This window comes from Mesorhizobium sp. M0074, assembly GCF_040322975.1.
GTDB lineage: Bacteria > Pseudomonadota > Alphaproteobacteria > Rhizobiales > Rhizobiaceae > Mesorhizobium.
The window spans coordinates 211,851-232,102 of sequence record NZ_JAMYUM010000003.1; the positions used below are offsets into that span (position 1 = coordinate 211,851).

A 20,252-nucleotide genomic window follows, 5' to 3' on the forward strand; every position below is an offset into this window, starting at 1 on the left:
TCCTACCACCATTTTTCCGGCTGAAATGTGCCCGCCGCCTGTTCGATGACATGGGCGGTCTGGAACAGCGTTTCCTCGTCGAAGGGCCGGCCGATCAGCTGCAGGCCGAGCGGCAGCCCCTTGGCGTCGAGCCCGGCCGGAACCGCTATGCCGGGCAGGCCGGCCATGTTCACCGTCACCGTAAAGATGTCGTTGAGATACATCTTGACCGGGTCGGCGGCCATGTCCTCGTCGGCGATGCCGAAGGCGGCGGAAGGCGTTGCCGGCGTCAGGATGACGTCGACGCCTGCGGCAAACACATTTTCGAAGTCACGCTTGATCAGGGTTCGAACCTTCTGCGCCTGTAGATAGTAGGCATCGTAGTAGCCGGCGGAAAGCACATAGGTGCCGATCATGATACGGCGCTTGACCTCCCGCCCGAAGCCGGCGGCGCGGGTCTTTTCATACATATCGACAATGTCCTTGCCGGGCACGCGCAAGCCATAGCGGACGCCGTCGTAACGGGCGAGGTTGGACGAGGCTTCGGCCGGCGCCACGATGTAATAGGCCGGCAGCGCATATTTGGTGTGCGGCAGCGAGATATCGACGATCTCGGCACCAGCATCCCGCAGCCAGGCAATGCCTTTCTGCCACAGCGCCTCGATCTCCGCGGGCATGTCGTCGACACGATATTCCTTGGGAATGCCGACCTTCATGCCCCTGATCGGGCGGCCGATCGCCGCCTCGTAGTCCGGCACCGGCAGGTCGACGGACGTCGTGTCCTTCGGGTCGACCGAAGCCATCGACTTCAACAGGATCGCGGCGTCGCGTACGTCGCGCGCGATCGGCCCGGCCTGGTCGAGCGACGAGGCGAAGGCAACGATGCCCCAGCGCGAACAGCGGCCATAGGTCGGCTTGATGCCGACCGTGCCAGTGAAGGCGGCGGGCTGGCGGATCGAGCCGCCGGTATCGGTGGCGGTGGCGCCGGCGCACAGGAAGGCCGAGACCGCTGACGCGGAGCCTCCGGACGAACCGCCCGGCACCAGTTGGGCATTGTCCAACGTGCGCGCGGTCCTGGTGCCGCCCGCCGAAACGAAGCCACCCTCGCCCTGATGCGTCGTCGGCATTACCACCGTGTCGAGGCGCGAACGCCGCCACGGGTTGATGACGGGTCCGTAATACGAGGTCTCGTTGGACGAGCCCATGGCGAACTCGTCCATGTTGAGCTTGCCGAGCATGACGGCGCCATCCGCCCACAGATTGGCGGTGACCGTCGATTCGTAGCGCGGCTTGAAGCCGTCCAGCACATGGCTGCAGGCCTGGGTGTGGACGCCTTCGGTGCCGAACAAATCCTTGATGCCGAGCGGGATACCCTCGAGCGACCCGCCCTCGCCCTTGGCCAGTTTCGCGTCGGAGGCCTTGGCCATGTCGCGCGCCTTGTCGTCGGTGACCACGACGTAGGCATTGAGCGCCGGATTGGCTCGCTCGACCGCCGATAGATAAGCCTCGGTGATTTCGGTGGCGGTGATCTCCCTGGAGCGCAATTTGGCGCGGGCCCGCGAAATCGTCAGTTGGGTAAGGTCGCTCATCAGGCAAGGCTCTTTTCGTAAAACACCGACCACTCGGAATCGGGATAATCCAGTACCGGGCCGCAACGCGAAAAACCGGCGCGTTCGTAGACGGTCCAGGCGGCGGGATGACGGTCGCCCGTCTCCAGCACCAGACGCTTAAGCCCTTCTTGGCGCGCCAGCGCCTCGATACGCTCGACAATCTTCGCGCCGATCTTGTGGCCGCGATGCGAAGGTCGCGTATACATGCGCTTGACCTCGCCTACGACAGCATCGTGGCGCTTCAGTGCGCCGCAACCGATGGCAAGGCCGTTGTCGCGGGCGATGAAGACGGTCGTGTCGCGGTCCGCCATCTGCTCGACCGTCAAATGGTAGCAATGCTCCGGCGGCGTCAGCTCCAGCAATGTGGCGTTGAGCTCCTCGACCAGCCCACGCACATCGTCCTGCAGCGGCGTCTCAGCCGCGATGTCGATTGCCATCGGCCTGCTACTCCACGACCTTCGGCACAAGGAAGAAATTCTCTTCGGTCGCCGGCGCGTTGGCGACGATGTCGGCTGCCTTGCCGCCGTCGGTGACGACGTCCTGGCGCTTTTTCATTGCCATCGGCGTGACCGAGGTCATCGGCTCGACGCCGGAAACATCGACCTCGTTCAACTGCTCGACAAAGCCCAAAATGGCGTTCAATTCGCCGGTCATGCGCTCTGCATCCTCCTCGCTCACCGCAATACGGGCAAGATGCGCGACGCGCTTCACGGTTTTTATATCAACGGACATGTTCGTGCCTCGGGGAAAACCAGCGCTATAGCGGCGCGGCGCGTGCCGCGCAACATGCATCGTGCCTTCAACTGCCCTATGGCATCGCCACGCCGTCGCAGAGGAAATAACTGCCGCCGTTGCCGCTCTGCTCGCCTTCGTCGGCGGCAGGCCGAACCGATACCAGGTCGATCTGCTTCGGGCTCATCTGTGTCAGTGAGAGAACATCGGGAAAGACGTAGCCCGGCTCCTGGCATATAGCGGTCACCGCCCAGCTTGGTGAGCGTGTCGCTTTGGTGATCTGCAGGAATTCACAATTATATTCGATGCTTTCCAGGCCATTTGCCGACAGCACGATATTGCCGCCCTCGATCACCGTCTGCAGCGTATCCTTTTTGGCCTGCGCGCAGAGGTCCTCCGATTGCAGATAGACGCCCTCGATGAAATTTTCCGCGGCCAGCGTCGGCGACGCGGCAACCAGCATGGAAATGCAAAGAGAATTTCTCAAGCGCATCGTATCGTTCCGGACCGGCTTTCTTTACACCGTAATCGTCTCGCCGATCTTCGGCAACGCAACTTTCACACCCGATCCATCCAGCCCGGCCACGAATTTGTCGGCGGTCTGATCGATCATCGGAAATGTGCCGAAGTGAGCGGGAACGACCGTCTCGAACTTGAAGAAACGCTGGCAGGCAAGGGCTGCTACCGCGCCACCCATGGTGAAGCGGTCGCCGATCGGCACGATGCCGATCTTCGGTTCGTGCAACTCGTTGATCAGCGCCATGTCGGAAAAAATATCGGTGTCGCCCATATGGTAGAGCGTCTTATCCTCGGGAAAGTGCAGGACGAGCCCACCCGGATTGCCGAGATAGGTATTCTGGCCACCCTCGCCCGGAAAGGACGATGAATGCAGAGCCTGAACGAAGGTGGTGGTGAAGCCGCCGCAATCGACGGTGCCGCCGATATTGCCGGGATTGATCTGCTTGTCACCGACACCCTTGCCGACCAGGTACATGCAAATCTCGAAATTGGCGACCAGCATCGCGCCGCTCTTCTTGAGCACTTCGACGGCGCCGCTGACGTGGTCGCTGTGGCCATGGGTGAGCAACACGTGCGTGATCCCTTCGGCCGGCCCTTCCCAGCCGCCCGTCCATGACGGATTGCCGACCAGATAGGGGTCGATGAGGATTTTCGCGCCTTCGATTTCGATTCGGAATGCCGAATGTCCGTACCAGGTCAGTCTCATCAATGCTTTCCTCGATTTTTGCTTCGGTAGAGGATAGAACGCCGACGGCGAAATTAAAGTGCCGCGCACGCTTTGCGCGTATAGGACGTGCGGCGTCGCGGTCAAAGGAAAAGCCGTTGGGCATCATCACCATCGAGGAGTTGCCGGCCCGGCTCGGCGGCGGCAAGACCCTGGCCGGTCTCGACCTCGGCGACAAGACGATCGGCGTGGCGGTTTCCGACCGCGGCTTGTCGTTCGCCCACCCGCGCCCCGTCATCATGCGCAGGAAATTCTCGCTCGATGCCGCAGTGCTGCTCGCCCTGTTGCAGAAGGAGAATGCCGGCGCCGTGGTGATCGGCCTCCCCATCAACATGGACGGCTCCGAAGGCCCGCGCGCCCAAAAATCCCGCGCTTTCGTGCGCAATATGGCTGGATTGACCGATCTGCCCTTCCTCTTTTGGGACGAACGGCTGTCGACGGTGGCGGCCGAGCGGACGCTGATCGAGATGGATTTTTCCCGCAAGAAACGCGCCGGCAAGATCGATTCAGCGGCGGCCGCTTTCATCCTCCAGGGCGTTCTCGACCGGCTTCAGGCGCTCGGCGTCGATGCCTGGTCGAAATAGCGGTTGCGCATCGCCGTGATCCAGCCACCAATCGTCTTGCGGCGGCGAAATGCCCAGAACGCCACCAGCAGCACCCCATCGAACACGCAAGCTTTCGCCACCATGCCCGGAATGAGCGCCGGATCGACGCCCAGCATCTGTCCATAGAGCTGGAAGACGAGATCGTGTAATTGGCGGCTCAGCACGACATAGCCGAAATTGATGTCGTTGAGCGACAGAAAGAACCAGCCCCAAAACAAGAGGAGCGGAGCCGCCCACAGCGCGAACAAGGTGCGCATCAGCGGTCATCCCTCGAATCCAGCCGGCCGGAAATGCGGGCAAGCGAGGAATTATGCGCCGCTGCCTTGGCCATGACATGCGCGGCCGCTCGGATTTCGCCGGTCCCTGGAACTGCCGCGGCAACGGTCGACCGCCGCTCCGCGAGCATCGCGACATAGGACGCCAGAAGTGCCGCCAATTGCACCGCGACAATCATGAACAGCCCATTGATGCCTTGCGCGGCGCCGCCGATGACGATCAGCGACAGCACGCCCAAGGCGGAAATGAAGGCGATTCGCGTGACGCTATCGGCGGAATCCGGGTTGGTCCTGTCGCTGGTCAGTGCTTCAACAAAGGCCCAGCAGAACAGCACCGCGACGACAAGCAGTGCCACGGCGAGCGGCGCCACAACGACGGCGTTTTCGAGATCGGCAAATCGAGTGTTCTGGACGGGAACGCCCAGTACGCCAAGGGCCGTCGCCACGCCTCGATTCCCGTCGATGCAAATGAACGCCAGCAGGGCGAAAACGGCCGCCCAATGCAATGCCAGAAAAGAGCTCAGAATATGCCGCATGACGCTCCTGCTTCGCAGGGCAAAGCCGCTCAAGCTGAACAATCCTTGCCTTAACCATAACACTGGGCTTTGCCACCGGCCGCCGCAATGGAAACCATTCGTTAAGGTTAACGGCCATCCACAGGGTCGCGAGAGCGGCAGCGAATTGGGCGACGGCCCTTAGTTGATCGGCGGGTAGAGCGTATCGATGATCATGCGCGCATCATGGCGGGAATCGATCATGCCATAGGTATTGCGCCACTGGCCGGCGAGGCGCGTTTCGACGAAGGCGTCGGCGATCCGCCCTGCCCCGAGCCTGCGAAGCTCTGCCGCCGCCGCCGACAATGCCAATTGCTCGGTCAAGAGCCGCGCCGAGCCCTCGTCGGTTGCTGCGACCTGCATTGCCGCCTTGAGCACGCCGACGGTGCCGCGTCCGCCGGCGCCGAGATCGCGGTCGATGCCGGCCAGCACATCATCGAACAGGCCGGGTGCACGCCCCAGCACACGTAGCACATCGAGCGCCATGACGTTGCCGGATCCCTCCCAGATCGCGTTGACCGGAGCTTCGCGATAGTAGCGGGCGAGCGGCCCCTCCTCGACATAGCCGTTGCCGCCGAGGCACTCCATCGCTTCATAGAGCAGCGGCGGCGCAATCTTGCAGACCCAGTATTTGACGACCGGCGTCATGGCGCGCGCGAAGGCCGCCTCGCCGCGGTCGCCGGCCGCCTCGTCGAAGGAGCGCGCCAGCCGGAACGACAGCGCGGTAGCGGCGGCAACGTCGAGCGCCATATCGGCCAGCACACGCTGCATCAGCGGCTGCTCGATCAGATTGGTTCCAAACACCTTGCGGTGGCGCGTGTGGTGGACGGCCTCGGCCAGTCCGGCCCGCATGATCGCCGATGAGGCGACGGCACAGTCGAGCCGCGTCAGGGTCACCATGTCCATGATCGTCTTCACGCCCGCGCCGGGCTCGCCGACCATCTCGCCGATGGCATTGACGAATTCCACCTCCGACGAGGCATTGGATCGGTTGCCGAGCTTGTCCTTCAGCCGTTGAAAACGGAAGCCGTTGCCGGATCCGTCGCCGAGCAGGCGGGGAACGAGAAAGCACGACAGTCCCTCCGGCACCTGTCCGAGCACCAGGAAGGCATCCGACATCGGTGCCGACATGAACCATTTGTGGCCGGTCAGGCGATAAAACCCGCTGCCGGCGCGCTCGGCCCTGGTGACGTTGGCACGGACATCGGTGCCGCCTTGCTTCTCGGTCATGCCCATGCCGAGCGTCAGCCCGGCTTTTTCGACCGGAGGCTTTTGGCTTTGATCGTATTTGCGCGTTGTCACCCGAGGCGCCCATTCGCGAAACAGCTTCGGGCTGGCCATCAGCGCTGCCAGCGAAGCGCTGGTCATGGTGATCGGGCAGAGATGTCCGGTCTCGAGCTCAGCCGTGAGGTAAAAGCGTGCAGCGCGCACCTGGTGGCGGCGGCCGATCTCGGCGTCGCCATTCTCCCAGACCGACGAATGCAGCCCGTTGGCAACAGAGCGGCGCATGAGCGCGTGATAGGCGGGATGGAACTCGACCTGGTCGATGCGCCGGCCCTGGCGGTCATGGGTCCTGAGCTTCGGCATCTCGACATTGGCAAGACGGGCCAGTTCCTGCGCCTCATGGGTCAGAACGAAACGGCCAAGCCCGTCGAGGTCCTTGCGCACCGGATCGGAAAAGCGCTCGGCAAGCTGGATCAGCAACGGATCGCCCCGCCAGGCGTTGCCGCCGGCCAGCGGCGGCGGCTGGTTGGTCACGTCGTCAGTCACGCTTCGTCCTTATCACCTGAAGGCTGCGAATCCAAAGCCAAGGCGGTTTATAGCCTATGGCCAGCGGCGCGCGACGAAAATACCGGGGAGAACCAATCCAATCCCAAGCCGGTGCTTGCAGCCGCGGAGCCTCCCCCCTATAGCAGCGACTTGAGATGACCGACGCATCGTCCCTGCCGCTTTATCCCCACCGCCATCTTCTGGGCATCCGCGATCTTTCCCCTGCCGACATCGAGCTTCTGCTCGACCGGGCGGACAGGGCCGTTGCCATCTCGCGGCAGTCGGACAAGAAGACATCGACGCTGCGCGGCCGCACCCAGATCAATCTCTTCTACGAAGCCTCGACCCGTACGCAATCGTCATTCGAGCTGGCCGGCAAACGGCTCGGCGCCGACGTCATGAACATGTCCGTAGCGAGTTCGTCGGTGAAAAAGGGCGAGACGCTGATCGATACGGCGATGACGCTGAATGCCATGCGTCCCGACATATTGATCATCCGCCATCAATCGGCCGGCGCGGCAGCACTTCTCGCCCAAAAAGTCGGCTGTTCGGTGGTCAATGCCGGCGACGGCGCCCATGAGCACCCTACCCAGGCGCTGCTCGACGCACTGACCATCCGCCGCGTCAAGGGTCCGTTGTCGAAGCTGATCGTGGCGATCTGCGGCGACATCCTGCATTCGCGCGTGGCCCGCTCCAACATCATCCTGCTCAACGCGCTTGGTGCCCAGGTCAGGGTCGTCGCCCCTTCGACGCTTTTGCCCGCCGGCATCGAGAGGATGGGCGTCATCGTCACCCGTTCCATGGCCGAGGGTCTGAAGGACGCCGACGTGGTGATGATGCTGCGCCTGCAGCGCGAACGCATGGAAGGCGCTTTCGTACCGTCGGTACGCGAATATTTCCGCTATTTCGGCCTCGACGCGGAGAAGCTGAAGGCGGCCAAGGACGGTGCGCTGGTCATGCATCCCGGCCCGATGAACCGCGGCGTCGAGATCGCCTCCGAGATCGCCGACGGCCCGCAAAGCGTTATCCAGGAACAGGTTGAGATGGGCGTCGCCGTGCGCATGGCGGTTATGGAAGCGCTGCTCGACCCCCGTCGAAATCACGAGGGCCGCGCCTGATGAGCATAACGGTCTTCCGCCGGGCCCACATCGTCGACCCGTCGCGCGGCGTCGATGAGGTCGGCACCGTCGTCGTTGAAGGCCGCAAAATCGTTGCCGCCGGCAAGGCGGCCTTGAACCAGGGCGCGCCCGAAGGCGCCACCATCATCGACTGCGCCGGCAAGACTATCATCCCTGGATTGATCGACGCGCGCGTCTTCATCGGCGAACCCGGCGGCGAACACCGGGAGACCATTGCTTCGGCGAGCATCGCTGCGGCGGCCGGCGGCGTCACCTCAATCGTCATGATGCCCGATACCGACCCGGTGATCGACAATGTCGCACTGGTCGAGTTCGTGCTGCGCACCGCCAAGGACACCGCAATCGTCAACATCTTGCCGGCAGCAGCGATCACCAAGGGGCTGGAAGGCCGCGAGATGACCGAATTCGGCCTGCTGCGCGAGGCCGGCGCGGTCGCCTTCACCGATGGCCGGCATTCTATTGCCAGCGCGCTGGTGATGCGCCGCGCGCTGACCTATGCGCGCGATTTCGGTGGCGTCATCGCGCATGAAACCCAGGACGCCGACCTCGCTTTGGCCGGCGTGATGAACGAAGGCCTTTACGCAAGCTGGCTTGGCCTTGCCGGCATTCCGCGCGAAGCCGAATCGATCCCCCTGGAGCGCGATCTCGCGCTGGCTCGGCTGACCGGCGGCGCCTATCACGCTGCCAAGATTTCGACGGCTATGGCGGCAAACGCGGTAGCGCGCGCAAAAGCCGATGGCGCCAACGTCACCTCAGGCGTGTCGATCCACAATCTGTCGCTCAACGAGAATGATGTCGGCGAGTACCGCACCTTCTTCCGGCTGACGCCGCCGCTGCGCGCCGAGGAAGACCGGCTGGCGATGATCGAAGCGATCAAGGACGGCACCATCGACCTCATCGTCTCCTCCCACGACCCGCAGGACGTCGACACCAAGCGCCTGCCCTTTGCCGATGCCGCGGCCGGCGCCATCGGCCTGGAAACCCTGCTAGGCGCAGCGCTGCGGCTCTATCACAATGGCGACCTGACGCTGCTCCGGCTGGTCGAGACACTCTCGACCGCGCCGGCAAGATTGTTCGGCCTGCCCGGCGGCACGCTGAAACCGGGGGCATTGGCCGACCTTTCGCTCGTCGATCTGGACGAGCCATGGGTCGTCAGCGAGAGCGGCATCCGCTCACGCTCGAAAAACACCTGTTTCGAAGGCGCACGACTGCAAGGCAAGGTCTTGCAAACGATGGTGGCGGGCCGCACAGTGTTTTCGGCCTAGGACGAAAACAGGCGTCACGGCTTAAAATCCGCTCAGCCAAGGAAAGTTCGGGGGAACAATGGCTTACAGTCCCGTCTTGGCATTGGTGTTCGGCTATCTTCTCGGCTCGATCCCGTTTGGCCTGCTGATCACCCGTGCCGCCGGCCTCGGCGACGTGCGCAACATCGGCTCCGGCAACATCGGCGCCACCAATGTGCTGCGCACCGGCAACAAGAGCTTGGCCGCGGCCACGCTTCTGCTCGACGCCCTTAAAGGCACCGCGGCGGTGCTGATCGCAGGCCGCTTTGCGCCCGAGCTCGGACTTTGGGCCGGCTTCGGCGCGTTTTTAGGTCATCTCTTTCCGGTCTGGCTCGGCTTCAAGGGGGGCAAGGGTGTCGCCACTTACCTTGGCGTGCTGATCGGCCTTGCCTGGCAGGCGGCGCTGATCTTCGCCGTCGTCTGGCTGGCGGTGGCCTTCCTGTTCCGCTTCTCCTCGCTTGCGGCACTGACGGCAGCAGTCGTGGTGCCCATGGCGCTGTATTTCCTGAGCACGCCGCAGATTGCCGGGCTTTTCGCGGCGATGAGCCTAATCGTCATCGTAAAGCACCGCGCCAACATTGCGCGGCTGCTTGCCGGCACCGAGGGTAAGATCGGGGCCAAGGAGTGAGCGAGCCCGACGCCGGGCCGCGCCTCAGCGACCGGCAGCGGCTGAGCTGGCTTCGCCTGATCCGCACGCCGAATGTCGGCCCGGCTTCCTTTCGCGACCTGATCAACCGGTTTGGTTCGGCCGAAGCAGCGCTATCGATGCTGCCCGAACTGATGATTTCGGGTGGCGCCAAAAAAATCGTCCGCATCCCGTCCATTGCCGAGACCGAGGCGGAGCTGGAAACCGCCCGGCGGGCTGGCGCCCGCTTCGTCGGCATCGGCGAAGCGGATTATCCGCCGCTGATGAAAAGCATGGATCATCCGCCGCCGTTGCTCGCGGTCAGGGGCAATAGCGCGGTGTTCCGCTTGCCAGCGGTCGCCATCGTCGGCGCTCGCAACGCATCGCTGGCCGGCATCAAGATGGCGCGGATGCTGGCGGCGGATCTCGGCCGCGACGGCTATGGCATCGTCTCCGGCCTGGCGCGCGGCATCGATACAGCCGCGCACCAGGGCAGCCTTGCGACTGGCACAATCGGTGTGCTCGCCGGCGGCCTCGATTTGCCCTATCCGCCCGAAAATGCCGGCCTGTGCGACGAGATTGCCGAGCGCGGCGGCGCCATCATCTCCGAAATGCCGTTTGGCTGGCAGCCGCGCGCGCAGGATTTCCCGCGCCGCAACCGGCTTGTCGCGGGTGCTGCATTAGGGTTGGTAGTGGTCGAGGCCGCACAGCGCTCCGGCTCTCTGATCAGCGCCCGGCTTGCCGGCGAGATGGGCCGACTGGTCTTTGCCGTTCCCGGTTCGCCGCTCGATCCGCGCGCCGCCGGCGCCAATGGCCTGCTCAAGGACGGCGCCACCCTTGTCACCGAGGCCGCCGATATCACCAGTGCGATCGCCCCGCTGGTCGGCGCCTGGTCGCCAAGGACATCGCCGCTTGAGGAGCCGCCCGACTTTTCGGCAACACCGCCGCCGCGCGAGGACGACCGCGACCGCGTCGTCGAGGCGCTCGGCCCGACGCCAGTGGCGGTAGACGAGATCATCCGCCACACCGGCCTGCATCCCGCTCAAGTGTTCATGGTGCTGCTGGAGCTCGACCTCGCCGGACGGCTCGAACGCCATCCCGGCGGCAGCGTCTCACTGATCTGACCGAGAGCTTGCGCATGTCACGGCAAGCAATCCCGACGTGATCCCGATGGCCGATCGGAGCAACAAACCAAAGCAGACGCTGTTCACTCGTACGACGGCGCTCGTCTGGTCAGCGCTGAGCGTCATGCTGGCGCTGCAATGGTCCGCCGATCTCGGCATGCTGGGTTTTCCCGACGGCTACATAACGCCCTTCGCAAGAGCGACCAGCACGCTTCTGGGCATTCTGACGGCAGCCTGCATGGCCCAGGGTCTCTACTTTTTCCTGGCCGGCGTATTCGGCAGAAAGGTAAGCGCCGTCGGTCTGTGCCTGCAAATCCTTGCCGCAGCGGTTCTTACCGTGGCGCCAGTGCTTATCGTGAAGGATTGTCCGGGTTCTCAGCTGTGCAGCAAAGCCTATGAGGCACTCACAGGCACGATGATGGACGATGGGGCGGGCGGCTAAAGCCACTGCATGCGTTCGGCACGAGGTTGTCACCCATGTCTTAGGTACAAACTGTTACCCATGTCTCCGGGCCGTACATCTTGATTTTGGTGAGCGCGATGGGATTCGAACCCATGACCTACTGATTAAAAGTCAGTTGCTCTACCGGCTGAGCTACGCGCTCCCGCGGGCTCAGAAAGGCCGCCCTCGAAATTGCGCGGAACATAGGGAGAGTGCCTCTGCCGGTCAACCGGAAAAAGACGGCTCGCAAACCGGACTGTCCTGCAATGTCATCATGCCTTGCGGAGCGCTTCGGCGTCGACGGAACGGCCTCGTTCTCGCGCAAGACCGAAGCTCGCCCTCTATGCCGACAAAGGCAAGCAGCAAATCGGAAGAACCTTTGCGGATCAGCAACTTGGGATTTTTGGCGGAACAATTTGCGCAGCCTGCCCGTTTCCCGCGATAAGGGACATGCGTTTCAAGGAGAAGACCATGAATAGGATCATGTCGGGCCTGCTGGCGACCACTCTTTCGATCTCATTCGCTGCCGCGGAGATCGTGCCAGTCAACGCTCAGCCCAGCTATGCGCCCCCCGCCCAGGGGCTCACCTCGAATGTCCAGACCGTCCAGTACGAGCCGTGGCGGAGGCACCGGAGTTTCAATCGCGATTTCTCGCGTCGCGATTTCTCCCGGCGCAGTTTTGCGCGTAACGACGGCATGTATTGGCGCGGCCATCGCGGCTATCGCGAATATCGTCGCGGCTATCGCCGTCACGGCGATTTCTGGTTCCCGCTGGCTGCGTTTGCTACCGGAGCGCTGATTACCGGCGCGATCGTCAACCAGAATCGTGTCTATCGTGGCGATGCCCACGTGCAGTGGTGCTATGATCGTTATCGGAGCTATCGCGCTTCTGACAACACTTACCAGCCCAACTACGGTCCGCGCCGGCAGTGCCGGTCGCCTTACTGAGTCCCAGATTAGAGGCTGCAAGCCCGCGCCCGAAACGGCGCGGGTTTTTCATTAGTGCGAATCCCGGGGCTCGGGGCATCCCTGCCTATTGCGTACTTAGCGTCCTGCGCACAGCGTGGCGCCAACCGGCCAGCTTGGCCGCACGTGTCGAAGCATCCATGTCCGGCTTGAACCGGCGCTCGAGCGCCCAACTCCTGGCGAATTCCCGCGCCTTCGGCCAGACACCGGCCTTCGAGCCGGCCAGCCATGCCGCACCGAGTGCTGTCGTCTCGAGAATTGTCGGCCGGTCGACCGGCGCATCGAGAATGTCGGCCAGCCGCTGCATGGTCCAGTCCGACGCCACCATGCCGCCATCGACCCTGAGCACGGTCTTGGCCGAGGCGGCCTTCCAGTCCTTGCGCATGGCGTCAAGCAGGTCGCGTGTTTGGAACGCGACTGATTCCAGTGCCGCGCGGGCAAATTCCGCCGGCCCCGAGTTGCGGGTCAGCCCGAAGATGGCGCCGCGCGCTCCGGCATCCCAGTGCGGTGCCCCGAGCCCGACGAAAGCCGGCACAAGATAGACGTTCTGCGTCGGATCGGCTTCCGCTGCCAATTTGCCGCTATGCTCGGCCTTGCCGATTACCTTGATGCCGTCGCGCAGCCATTGCACGGCGGCGCCCGCGATAAAGATCGAGCCTTCCAGAGCGTAGGTGGTCTTGCCGTTCAGCCTGTAGGCGATGGTGGTCAAAAGCCGGTTCTTCGAACGCACCAGATCGCTGCCGGTGTTGAGCAGCGCGAAGCAACCGGTGCCGTAGGTGGATTTCATCATGCCTGGCTCGAAACAGGCTTGGCCGATCGCCGCCGCATGCTGGTCGCCGGCCACACCGAGGATTCTGATCTGTGCACCAAACAGGCTTTTGTCGGTGATTCCAAAATCATCGGCACAATCTTTCACCTGCGGCAGCATTCTTGCAGGTATGCCAAGAATGGCCAGCAGCTCGTCGTCCCAGGCGTTTTGTTCGATGTTGTAGACCAGTGTGCGCGAGGCGTTGGTGGCGTCAGTGGCGTGGACCTTGCCGCCGGTCAGCCGCCAAATCAGGAAACTGTCGATGGTGCCGGCCAGCAGCTCGCCCTTCTCGGCGCGTTTTCTTGCGCCCTTCACCTTGTCCAGCATCCAGGCGATCTTGGTGCCGGAGAAATACGGATCGAGCAGCAGGCCGGTCTTTTTCGTGAATTTCTTCTCCAGTCCCAGCTTCTTCAATTTCTGGCACAGCGGCGCGGTGCGGCGGTCCTGCCAGACAATCGCGTTGTGGATCGGCTTGCCGGTCTCCTTGTCCCAGATGACGACGGTTTCGCGCTGGTTGGTGATGCCGATCGCCGCGACATCCGCCGCATTGCGGCCGGCTGTCTTCAGCGCAGCCTCTACCGTTTCCACGACACTCGACCAGATCTCCTCGGGATCGTGCTCGACCCAGCCGGAGGCCGGATAATATTGCGTGAATTCCTTTTGCCCGCTGCCGACGACCATCATCTTGTCGTCGAACAGGATCGCCCGGCTCGATGTCGTCCCCTGGTCGATTGCAAGGATATATCCGGTCATTCTCTCTCCCGTCGAAGCGAATTCAAGGTGCTACGATGTCTCGACGCCAGATGGCGCGGAGCCGTTCACGCAAACAGGGGAGACGGCAACATGCCGCCTCCCCTGAGCATGGCGATGCGGGCGCGGACGCCCGCATCAAACGGTCCTATTGCTGCCAGCTCTTCACCAGCTCGTCGTAGTTGATGGTGACCGGCTTTTCCTTCTCGTTCTCGATCTTGAGCTGAGGAGCGAGATTGCCCTTCTTGACCGCGTCCGTATTCCAGTAGGCGAGGTCATGCTCTTCGGCCATCTTCGGGCCGATATCGCCCTGGACGCCCGACTTCTCGATGCGGCTCATCACCTTTTCCTGCTCGCCGCAGAGCGAGTCCATCGCTTCCTGCGCGCTCTTGGCACCCGACGAAGCATCGCCGATCGCCTGCCACCAGAGCTGTGCCAGCTTAGGATAGTCCGGCACGTTGGTGCCGGTCGGCGACCACTGGACGCGCGCCGGCGAGCGGTAGAACTCGATCAAGCCGCCGAGCTTTGGCGCACGTTCGGTGAAGCTCTTGTCGTGGATCGTGCTCTCGCGGATGAAGGTCAGGCCGACATGGCTCTTCTTCACGTCGACCGTCTTCGAGGTGACGAACTGCGCGTAGAGCCAGGCGGCCTTGGCGCGGTCGGTCGGCGTCGACTTCATCAGCGTCCAGGAACCGACGTCCTGATAGCCGAGCTTCATGCCGTCCTTCCAGTAGACGCCATGCGGCGACGGCGCCATGCGCCATTTCGGCGTGCCGTCGTCGTTCAGCACCGCCTTGGCGCTGGCGTCGACCATGCTGGCGGTGAAGGCGGTGTACCAGAAGATCTGCTGGGCAACCGCGCCCTGCGCCGGAACTGGCCCCGATTCGGAGAAGGTCATGCCTTGGGCTTCCGCCGGTGCATAGGCCTTCAGCCAATCGAGGTACTTCTGGATGGCATAGACAGAAGCCGGACCATTGGTGTCGCCGCCGCGCGCCGTGCAGGAACCGACCGGACGCGAATTCTCGTCGACCTTGATGCCCCATTCGTCGACGGGCAGACCGTTCGGAATGCCCTTGTCGCCATTGCCGGCCATCGACAGCCAGGCGTCGGTGAACCGCCAGCCGAGCGACGGGTCCTTCTTGCCATAGTCCATATGGCCGTAGACCTTCTTGCCGTCGATCTCACGCCCGGTGAAGAACGCTGCAATGTCCTCATAGGCCGACCAGTTCACCGGCACGCCGAGGTCGTAGCCGTATTTGGCCTTGAAGTCCGCCTTGTTCTTCTCGTCGTTGAACCAGTCGTAACGGAACCAGTAGAGGTTGGCGAACTGCTGGTCGGGAAGTTGGTAGAGTTTCTTGTCGGGCGCGGTGGTGAACGAAGTGCCGATGAAATCCTTCAGGTCGAGATTCGGGTTGGTGACATCCTTGCCGTCGCCTGCCATCCAGTCGGTCAGGTTGCGCACCTGCTGGTAGCGCCAGTGCGTGCCGATCAGATCGGAATCGTTGACCCAGCCGTCATAGAGGTTCTGGCCGGTCTGCATCTGGGTCTGGATCTTCTCGACGACGTCGCCTTCCTGGATGACGTCATGCGTAACCTTGATGCCGGTGATGGCCGTAAAGGCCGGCGCCAGCACCTGCGATTCATACTGATGCGTGGCGATGGTTTCGGAAACCACCTTGATATCCATGCCGGCGAAAGGTTTCGCGGCATCGATGAACCATTGCATCTCGGCTTCCTGGTCGGCGCGCGAAAGCGTCGAAAGGGGCCCGATTTCCTTATCGAGGAAGGCCTTGGCCTCGTCCATTCCGGCATAGGCATTGCTTGCCCCGAGCAACAGGACAAGCGCAGTTGTTGATGTCAAGAATTGCCGTCGCATGTATTTCCTCCACTGTTAAAGTTCAAAGTGCGATCTGGATCGGCGGCCGGCACGCCGCCGTTCCAACAGTTTCCCCCTCTATACGTAGCGGAACACGCCGACGGCGTAGACCACGGAGAGAGCGAGAGCCCACCACAGATTGGGTCCGACTAGACCCAGCCAAGCGAGATGGATAAAGGCGCTGCCAAGCAGCGACAGGAACAGGCGGTCGCCACGCGTCGTTTCGAACCGCAGCACGCCGACGCGCGGATTGCCGCCCGGCGAGACGTATTCCCACACCGCCATGCCGCAAAGCAGCAGAAAGATGGTTCCAAAGAAGGCCGCGGTCGGCCACGTCCAGGCCATCCACGAAAAATCGAGGTTGGACGAGAGGTTAAATCCCCACAGTCGGATATTAGCCGGATCGCTGAAGCCTACCGTTATTGCCACGAAATCGATTTGAAGTGCCACCCAGGCCACGACGACCAGGGCGAGAAGCAGCACGGCCCACCACCATGGGCTTCTGTCGACCTGCTCCATCATACCCTCCCCAGGGCAAAGCCCTTGGCGATGTAGTTGCGCACAAACCAGATGACGAGCGCGCCGGGAATCAGCGTCAGCACGCCGGCTGCGGCGAGCAGCCCCCAATCCATGCCGGCGGCCGAAACGGTGCGGGTCATGGTCGCGGCGATCGGCTTGGCATCGGTTGTCGTCAGCGTACGGGCGATCAAGAGCTCCACCCACGAGAACATGAAGCAGAAGAAGCACGCGACGCCGATGCCGCTCGCAATCAGCGGCATGAAGATCTTGATGAAGAAGCGCGGGAACGAATAGCCGTCGATATAGGCGGTCTCGTCGATCTCCTTGGGTACGCCCGACATGAAGCCTTCGAGGATCCACACCGCCAGCGGCACGTTGAACAGGCAATGCGCCAGAGCCACGGCGATGTGGGTGTCGATAAGGCCGAAGGCCGAATAAAGCTGGAAGAATGGCAGCGCGAACACCGCCGGCGGCGCCATGCGGTTGGTCAGCAGCCAGAAGAACAGATGCTTGTCGCCGAGGAAGCGATAGCGCGAAAAGGCATAGGCAGCAGGCAGTGCCGCAGCCACCGAAATCACCATGTTCATAACCACATAGGTGATCGAGTTGATGTAGCCAGAGTACCAGGACGCGTCGGTGAAGATGGTGCGGTAATTCGCCAATGTCGGTGCGTGCGGGTAGAGCGTCAGCGACGAGACGATCTCGCCATTGGTCTTGAAGCTCATATTGATGAGCCAGTAGATCGGCAAAAGCAGAACGATGATGTAGAGCGTCGGCACGATCCACCACCAACGCGACTCCTCGCCGCGACGGCGCATCAGCCGTGCGATCTCGTCCTGCCGTAGCGTGCTGGCGAGCCCTTCCGAAGCTGTCGTCTCGCTCACCCTATCGGCTCTCTCTTCGGTGCGGCTCATCTCAACGCTCCGCGTCGTAATTGGTCATCACGGTGTAGAACACCCATGACAACAACAGGACGATAAGGAAGTAGACCAGCGACATCGCCGCCGCCGGGCCGAGGTCGAACTGGCCGAGCGCGGTCTTGACGAGATCGATCGAAAGAAAGGTCGTCGAGTTGCCGGGTCCGCCGCCGGTCACCACGAACGGTTCGGTGTAGATCATGAAGCTATCCATAAAGCGCAGCAGCACGGCGATCAGCAGCACGCGGTTCATCTTCGGCAGCTGGATGTAACGGAACACCGCCCAGCGCGAGGCACCGTCGATCTTGGCCGCCTGATAAAAGGCATCCGGGATCGAGACCAGGCCGGCATAGCAGAGCAGAACGACGAGGCTGGTCCAATGCCAGACGTCCATGATGATGACCGTGACCCAGGCGTCATATGGGTCTTGCACATAATTATAGTCGATGCCGAGCGCGTTGACGTAATAGCCGAGCAGGCCAATGTCGTTGCGCCCGAACACCTGCCAGATGGTGCCGACGACGTTCCACGGGATCAGCAGCGGCAACGCCATCAAAACAAGGCAAACGGGCACGCCCCAACCCTTCTTCGGCATATTGAGCGCAATGAAGATGCCGAGCGGCACTTCGATCGCCAGGATGATGAAGGAGAAGACAAGGTTGCGGATCATCGCCTGCCAGAAGCGGCTGGAGGAAAGCAGTTCCTCGAACCATTCCGTGCCGGCCCAGAAGAAGACGTTATTGCCGAAAGTGTCCTGCACCGAATAATTGACGACCGTCATCAGCGGTATGACCGCCGAGAACGCCACCAGCAGCAGCACCGGCAGCACCAGGAACCAGGCTCTGTTGTTCCAGGTCTTTTCCACTTCAGGCCCCCATCTCGATGCGCCAGGAATCGGCATAGATGTTGATGCCGGCCGGGTCGAACCGCACCTTCGGATCAGCCGGAACTGTCTCGTCCTCGCCGATGACGGCGGCGATCTCGCGTCCTTCGAGATTGGCACGGACCACCTTGTGGCGGCCGACGTCCTCGACCTTGCTGACCCGGACGGCCATGCCCTGGCTGCCCAGGCGAACATATTCGGGACGGATGCCGAGCTCGATGGCGCCGCCGCCCGCCTTGGGCACGCCCGGCAGTTCGATCTGCTGCGAGCCCAGCTTCGCTGTCTTGCCGTCGATCGCCACCGGCATGACATTCATGCCGGGCGAGCCGATGAAATAGCCGACAAAGGTGTGGCGCGGGCGCTCGAACAGCTCCGCCGGTGTGCCGATCTGCACGATTTCGCCGTCATACATGACGACCACCCTGTCGGCGAAGGTCAACGCCTCGGTCTGGTCGTGCGTGACATAGACCATGGTGTAGCCGAAGCGGCGGTGAAGCTGCTTCAACTGCGAGCGCAGCACCCATTTCATATGCGGGTCGATGACGGTCAAAGGCTCGTCGAACAGGATGGCATTGACGTCGGAGCGCACCAGCCCGCGTCCGAGCGAGATTTTCTGCTTCTGGTCGGCGGTCAGTCCGCGCGCCTTTCGTTTGGCCATATCGGCCAGCCCGGTCATCTCCAGCGTCTCGCGCACCTTGCGGTCGACGTCGGCCTCCGGCACGCCGCGATTGCGCAGCGGGAACGCCAGATTGTCGTAGACGGTCATCGTGTCGTAGATCACCGGGAACTGGAAGACCTGGGCAATGTTGCGCTCTTGGGTCGACAGATTGGTCACGTCCCTGCCGTTGAACAGCAGCTGGCCATGCGAGGGATGCAGCAATCCCGAAATGATGTTGAGCAGCGTGGTCTTGCCGCAGCCGGATGGGCCGAGCAGCGCATAAGCGCCGCCATCCTCGAACGTGTGGTGCACTTCCTTCAGCGCGAAATCGGCATCCGTGCGCGGGTTCTGCAGATAGGAGTGGCGGATATGATTGACATCGATGCGCGCCATCGCTTCCTCCTAAGCCGCCAGCTTCGGCGCGGCCACGGCGCGGCCGTGCTCGTCGAAGACCATGATGTGGCGCGGGTCGATGAACACCTCGACCTCCTCGTCCGGCTCGAAGTCGCGAATGCCGTGGGTCAGCATGACCCAGCGCGCATCGGCAAAATCGAGATGGATGAAGCTTTCCGATCCGGTGATCTCGGTGATCGTCACCTTTGCGCGCACCGGCACTGCGGCGGCGTTGGGTCGATCGAGGGACAGATGATGAGGCTGGAAGCCGATCGTATAGATCGCATCGGCAATGCCGAAGAGTTCGGCCGGCACCGGCAACTTCACGCCGCCCTCGAGCAGGAAATCCAGGCCCTTCTTGGCAAGCACGATGGTGTTGAGCGGCGGATCGGCGAAGGTTCTCGCCGTCACCAGATCGACCGGTTTGCGGAACACTTCGATGGTCGGCCCGAACTGGGTGATGCTGCCCTCGGAAAGCGTCGCCGTGTTGCCGCCGAGCAACAAGGCCTCGTGCGGCTCGGTCGTGGCATAAACAAAGATTGTACCGGCGGCCGCGAAGACTTTCGGCAGTTCCGCGCGTAATTCTTCACGCAGCTTGTAGTCGAGATTGGCGAGCGGCTCGTCGAGCAGCACGAGGCTGGCATTCTTGACGATGGCGCGGGCCAGCGCGGTGCGCTGCTGCTGGCCGCCCGACAGACTGAGAGGCGTCCGGTCGAGATAGGGCGTTAGTTTGAGAAGGGCGGCGGCATTGCGCACCTCCCTGTCGATCGTTGCCTGATCCGTGCCGGCCACCCGCAGCGGTGAGGCAATGTTTTCGTAGACCGTCATCGCCGGATAATTGATGAATTGCTGGTAGACCATGGCGACGTTGCGCTTTTGCACCGGCATGCCGGTGACATCCTTGCCATCGAACCAGACCGAGCCCGAGGTCGGCACGTCGAGGCCCGCCATCAGCCGCATCAGGCTGGTCTTGCCGGAGAGCGTCGGCCCGAGCAGGACGTTGAGCGAGCCGTGCTGAAGCGTCAGCGAGACGTCGCGGATATGTTCCGCCGCACCCACCGTCTTCGTCACGTTTCTCAGTTCAAGCATGATGCCTCCTCC

Annotated in this window: 22 protein-coding genes and 1 tRNA gene; 7 read left to right on the forward strand and 16 right to left on the reverse strand. The window is 62.6% G+C overall.

What is annotated here, in order from left to right; all coding sequences use genetic code 11:
• Nucleotides 1-2 precede the first annotated feature (2 nt).
• The 5 genes from NKJ73_RS06165 to NKJ73_RS06185 form a co-directional block, all read right to left on the reverse strand.
• The gene (locus NKJ73_RS06165; protein WP_352568706.1) at nt 3-1,568 is read right to left on the reverse strand and encodes an amidase family protein; all 1,566 of its coding nucleotides are present in this window, start codon (nt 1,566-1,568) and stop codon (nt 3-5) included.
• Entirely contained in the window at nt 1,568-2,026 is a 459-nt protein-coding gene (locus NKJ73_RS06170; RefSeq protein WP_352448798.1) for a GNAT family N-acetyltransferase, read from the reverse strand. The genes NKJ73_RS06165 and NKJ73_RS06170 overlap by 1 nt, the downstream gene beginning before the upstream one ends.
• A 7-nt stretch (nt 2,027-2,033) precedes the next feature.
• Nucleotides 2,034-2,321: an Asp-tRNA(Asn)/Glu-tRNA(Gln) amidotransferase subunit GatC gene (gene gatC, locus NKJ73_RS06175; protein WP_023674910.1), complete on the reverse strand. Its 288-nt coding sequence runs from the start codon at nt 2,319-2,321 to the stop codon at nt 2,034-2,036.
• A 76-nt stretch (nt 2,322-2,397) separates the two neighbouring features.
• On the reverse strand, nt 2,398-2,814 hold the full coding sequence (locus NKJ73_RS06180; RefSeq protein ID WP_352471669.1) for a hypothetical protein: 417 nt from the start codon (nt 2,812-2,814) through the stop codon (nt 2,398-2,400).
• A 24-nt stretch (nt 2,815-2,838) separates the two neighbouring features.
• Nucleotides 2,839-3,546, reverse strand: a complete 708-nt coding sequence (locus tag NKJ73_RS06185) for a metal-dependent hydrolase (protein WP_352568707.1) — start codon at nt 3,544-3,546, stop codon at nt 2,839-2,841.
• Between the two features lie 116 nt (nt 3,547-3,662).
• On the opposite strand from NKJ73_RS06185, the gene ruvX reads away from it, so the two are divergent.
• The gene (gene ruvX / locus NKJ73_RS06190; protein ID WP_023674907.1) at nt 3,663-4,148 is read left to right on the forward strand and encodes a Holliday junction resolvase RuvX; all 486 of its coding nucleotides are present in this window, start codon (nt 3,663-3,665) and stop codon (nt 4,146-4,148) included.
• On the opposite strand, the gene NKJ73_RS06195 is transcribed toward ruvX, so the two are convergent.
• From NKJ73_RS06195 to NKJ73_RS06205, 3 genes are all read right to left on the reverse strand, one after another.
• The gene (locus NKJ73_RS06195) at nt 4,115-4,426 is read right to left on the reverse strand and encodes a DUF6105 family protein (RefSeq protein ID WP_352568708.1); all 312 of its coding nucleotides are present in this window, start codon (nt 4,424-4,426) and stop codon (nt 4,115-4,117) included. The genes ruvX and NKJ73_RS06195 overlap by 34 nt on opposite strands.
• Nucleotides 4,426-4,980, reverse strand: a complete 555-nt coding sequence (locus NKJ73_RS06200) for a hypothetical protein (protein WP_352568709.1) — start codon at nt 4,978-4,980, stop codon at nt 4,426-4,428. The genes NKJ73_RS06195 and NKJ73_RS06200 overlap by 1 nt, the downstream gene beginning before the upstream one ends.
• Before the next feature lie 159 nt (nt 4,981-5,139).
• Nucleotides 5,140-6,768, reverse strand: coding sequence for a DNA alkylation response protein (locus NKJ73_RS06205; RefSeq protein WP_352455730.1), 1,629 nt, complete (start codon nt 6,766-6,768; stop codon nt 5,140-5,142).
• A 155-nt stretch (nt 6,769-6,923) separates the two neighbouring features.
• Between NKJ73_RS06205 and NKJ73_RS06210 the strand changes: the two genes are divergently transcribed.
• From NKJ73_RS06210 to NKJ73_RS06230, 5 genes are read left to right on the forward strand one after another with little or no spacing between them, the layout of a single operon-like run.
• On the forward strand, nt 6,924-7,886 hold the full coding sequence (locus NKJ73_RS06210) for an aspartate carbamoyltransferase catalytic subunit (protein ID WP_352502370.1): 963 nt from the start codon (nt 6,924-6,926) through the stop codon (nt 7,884-7,886).
• A complete protein-coding gene (locus NKJ73_RS06215) occupies nt 7,886-9,172 on the forward strand; it encodes a dihydroorotase (RefSeq protein ID WP_352568710.1) in 1,287 nt (428 codons plus the stop codon). Before NKJ73_RS06210 ends, NKJ73_RS06215 begins: the two co-directional genes overlap by 1 nt.
• A 58-nt stretch (nt 9,173-9,230) precedes the next feature.
• Nucleotides 9,231-9,818: a glycerol-3-phosphate 1-O-acyltransferase PlsY gene (gene plsY, locus NKJ73_RS06220; RefSeq protein ID WP_352455728.1), complete on the forward strand. Its 588-nt coding sequence runs from the start codon at nt 9,231-9,233 to the stop codon at nt 9,816-9,818.
• Nucleotides 9,815-10,939 carry a DNA-processing protein DprA gene (gene dprA, locus NKJ73_RS06225; protein ID WP_352568711.1) on the forward strand — a complete coding sequence of 375 codons (1,125 nt, stop codon included), beginning with the start codon at nt 9,815-9,817 and terminating at the stop codon, nt 10,937-10,939. Before plsY ends, dprA begins: the two co-directional genes overlap by 4 nt.
• 46 nt (nt 10,940-10,985) lie before the next feature.
• A complete protein-coding gene (locus tag NKJ73_RS06230; RefSeq protein WP_352568712.1) occupies nt 10,986-11,381 on the forward strand; it encodes a hypothetical protein in 396 nt (131 codons plus the stop codon).
• Nucleotides 11,382-11,468: 87 nt separating this feature from the next.
• Here NKJ73_RS06230 and NKJ73_RS06235 read toward each other — a convergent pair.
• Nucleotides 11,469-11,544: transfer RNA gene (locus NKJ73_RS06235), tRNA-Lys, on the reverse strand.
• Between the two features lie 308 nt (nt 11,545-11,852).
• Between NKJ73_RS06235 and NKJ73_RS06240 the strand changes: the two genes are divergently transcribed.
• Nucleotides 11,853-12,329, forward strand: a complete 477-nt coding sequence (locus NKJ73_RS06240; protein ID WP_352568814.1) for a BA14K family protein — start codon at nt 11,853-11,855, stop codon at nt 12,327-12,329.
• An 85-nt stretch (nt 12,330-12,414) separates the two neighbouring features.
• Here NKJ73_RS06240 and glpK read toward each other — a convergent pair whose 3' ends face one another.
• From glpK to NKJ73_RS06275, 7 genes are all read right to left on the reverse strand, one after another.
• Nucleotides 12,415-13,908 carry a glycerol kinase GlpK gene (gene glpK, locus NKJ73_RS06245; RefSeq protein WP_352568714.1) on the reverse strand — a complete coding sequence of 498 codons (1,494 nt, stop codon included), beginning with the start codon at nt 13,906-13,908 and terminating at the stop codon, nt 12,415-12,417.
• Between the two features lie 145 nt (nt 13,909-14,053).
• Nucleotides 14,054-15,781 (reverse strand): ABC transporter substrate-binding protein, encoded by a 1,728-nt coding sequence (locus NKJ73_RS06250; protein WP_352568715.1) that lies wholly within the window; start codon nt 15,779-15,781, stop codon nt 14,054-14,056.
• Nucleotides 15,782-15,859: 78 nt separating this feature from the next.
• Complete coding sequence (locus NKJ73_RS06255) at nt 15,860-16,126, reverse strand: DUF2160 domain-containing protein (protein WP_031193610.1); 267 nt, start codon at nt 16,124-16,126, stop codon at nt 15,860-15,862.
• Between the two features lie 173 nt (nt 16,127-16,299).
• Nucleotides 16,300-17,214 (reverse strand): carbohydrate ABC transporter permease, encoded by a 915-nt coding sequence (locus tag NKJ73_RS06260; RefSeq protein ID WP_352448784.1) that lies wholly within the window; start codon nt 17,212-17,214, stop codon nt 16,300-16,302.
• Nucleotide 17,215: 1 nt separating this feature from the next.
• Nucleotides 17,216-18,082 (reverse strand): carbohydrate ABC transporter permease, encoded by an 867-nt coding sequence (locus NKJ73_RS06265; protein WP_023674893.1) that lies wholly within the window; start codon nt 18,080-18,082, stop codon nt 17,216-17,218.
• Nucleotide 18,083: 1 nt separating this feature from the next.
• Complete coding sequence (locus tag NKJ73_RS06270; RefSeq protein ID WP_352568716.1) at nt 18,084-19,151, reverse strand: ABC transporter ATP-binding protein; 1,068 nt, start codon at nt 19,149-19,151, stop codon at nt 18,084-18,086.
• A 9-nt stretch (nt 19,152-19,160) separates the two neighbouring features.
• On the reverse strand, nt 19,161-20,240 hold the full coding sequence (locus NKJ73_RS06275) for an ABC transporter ATP-binding protein (protein ID WP_254817350.1): 1,080 nt from the start codon (nt 20,238-20,240) through the stop codon (nt 19,161-19,163).
• Nucleotides 20,241-20,252: the final 12 nt, after the last annotated feature.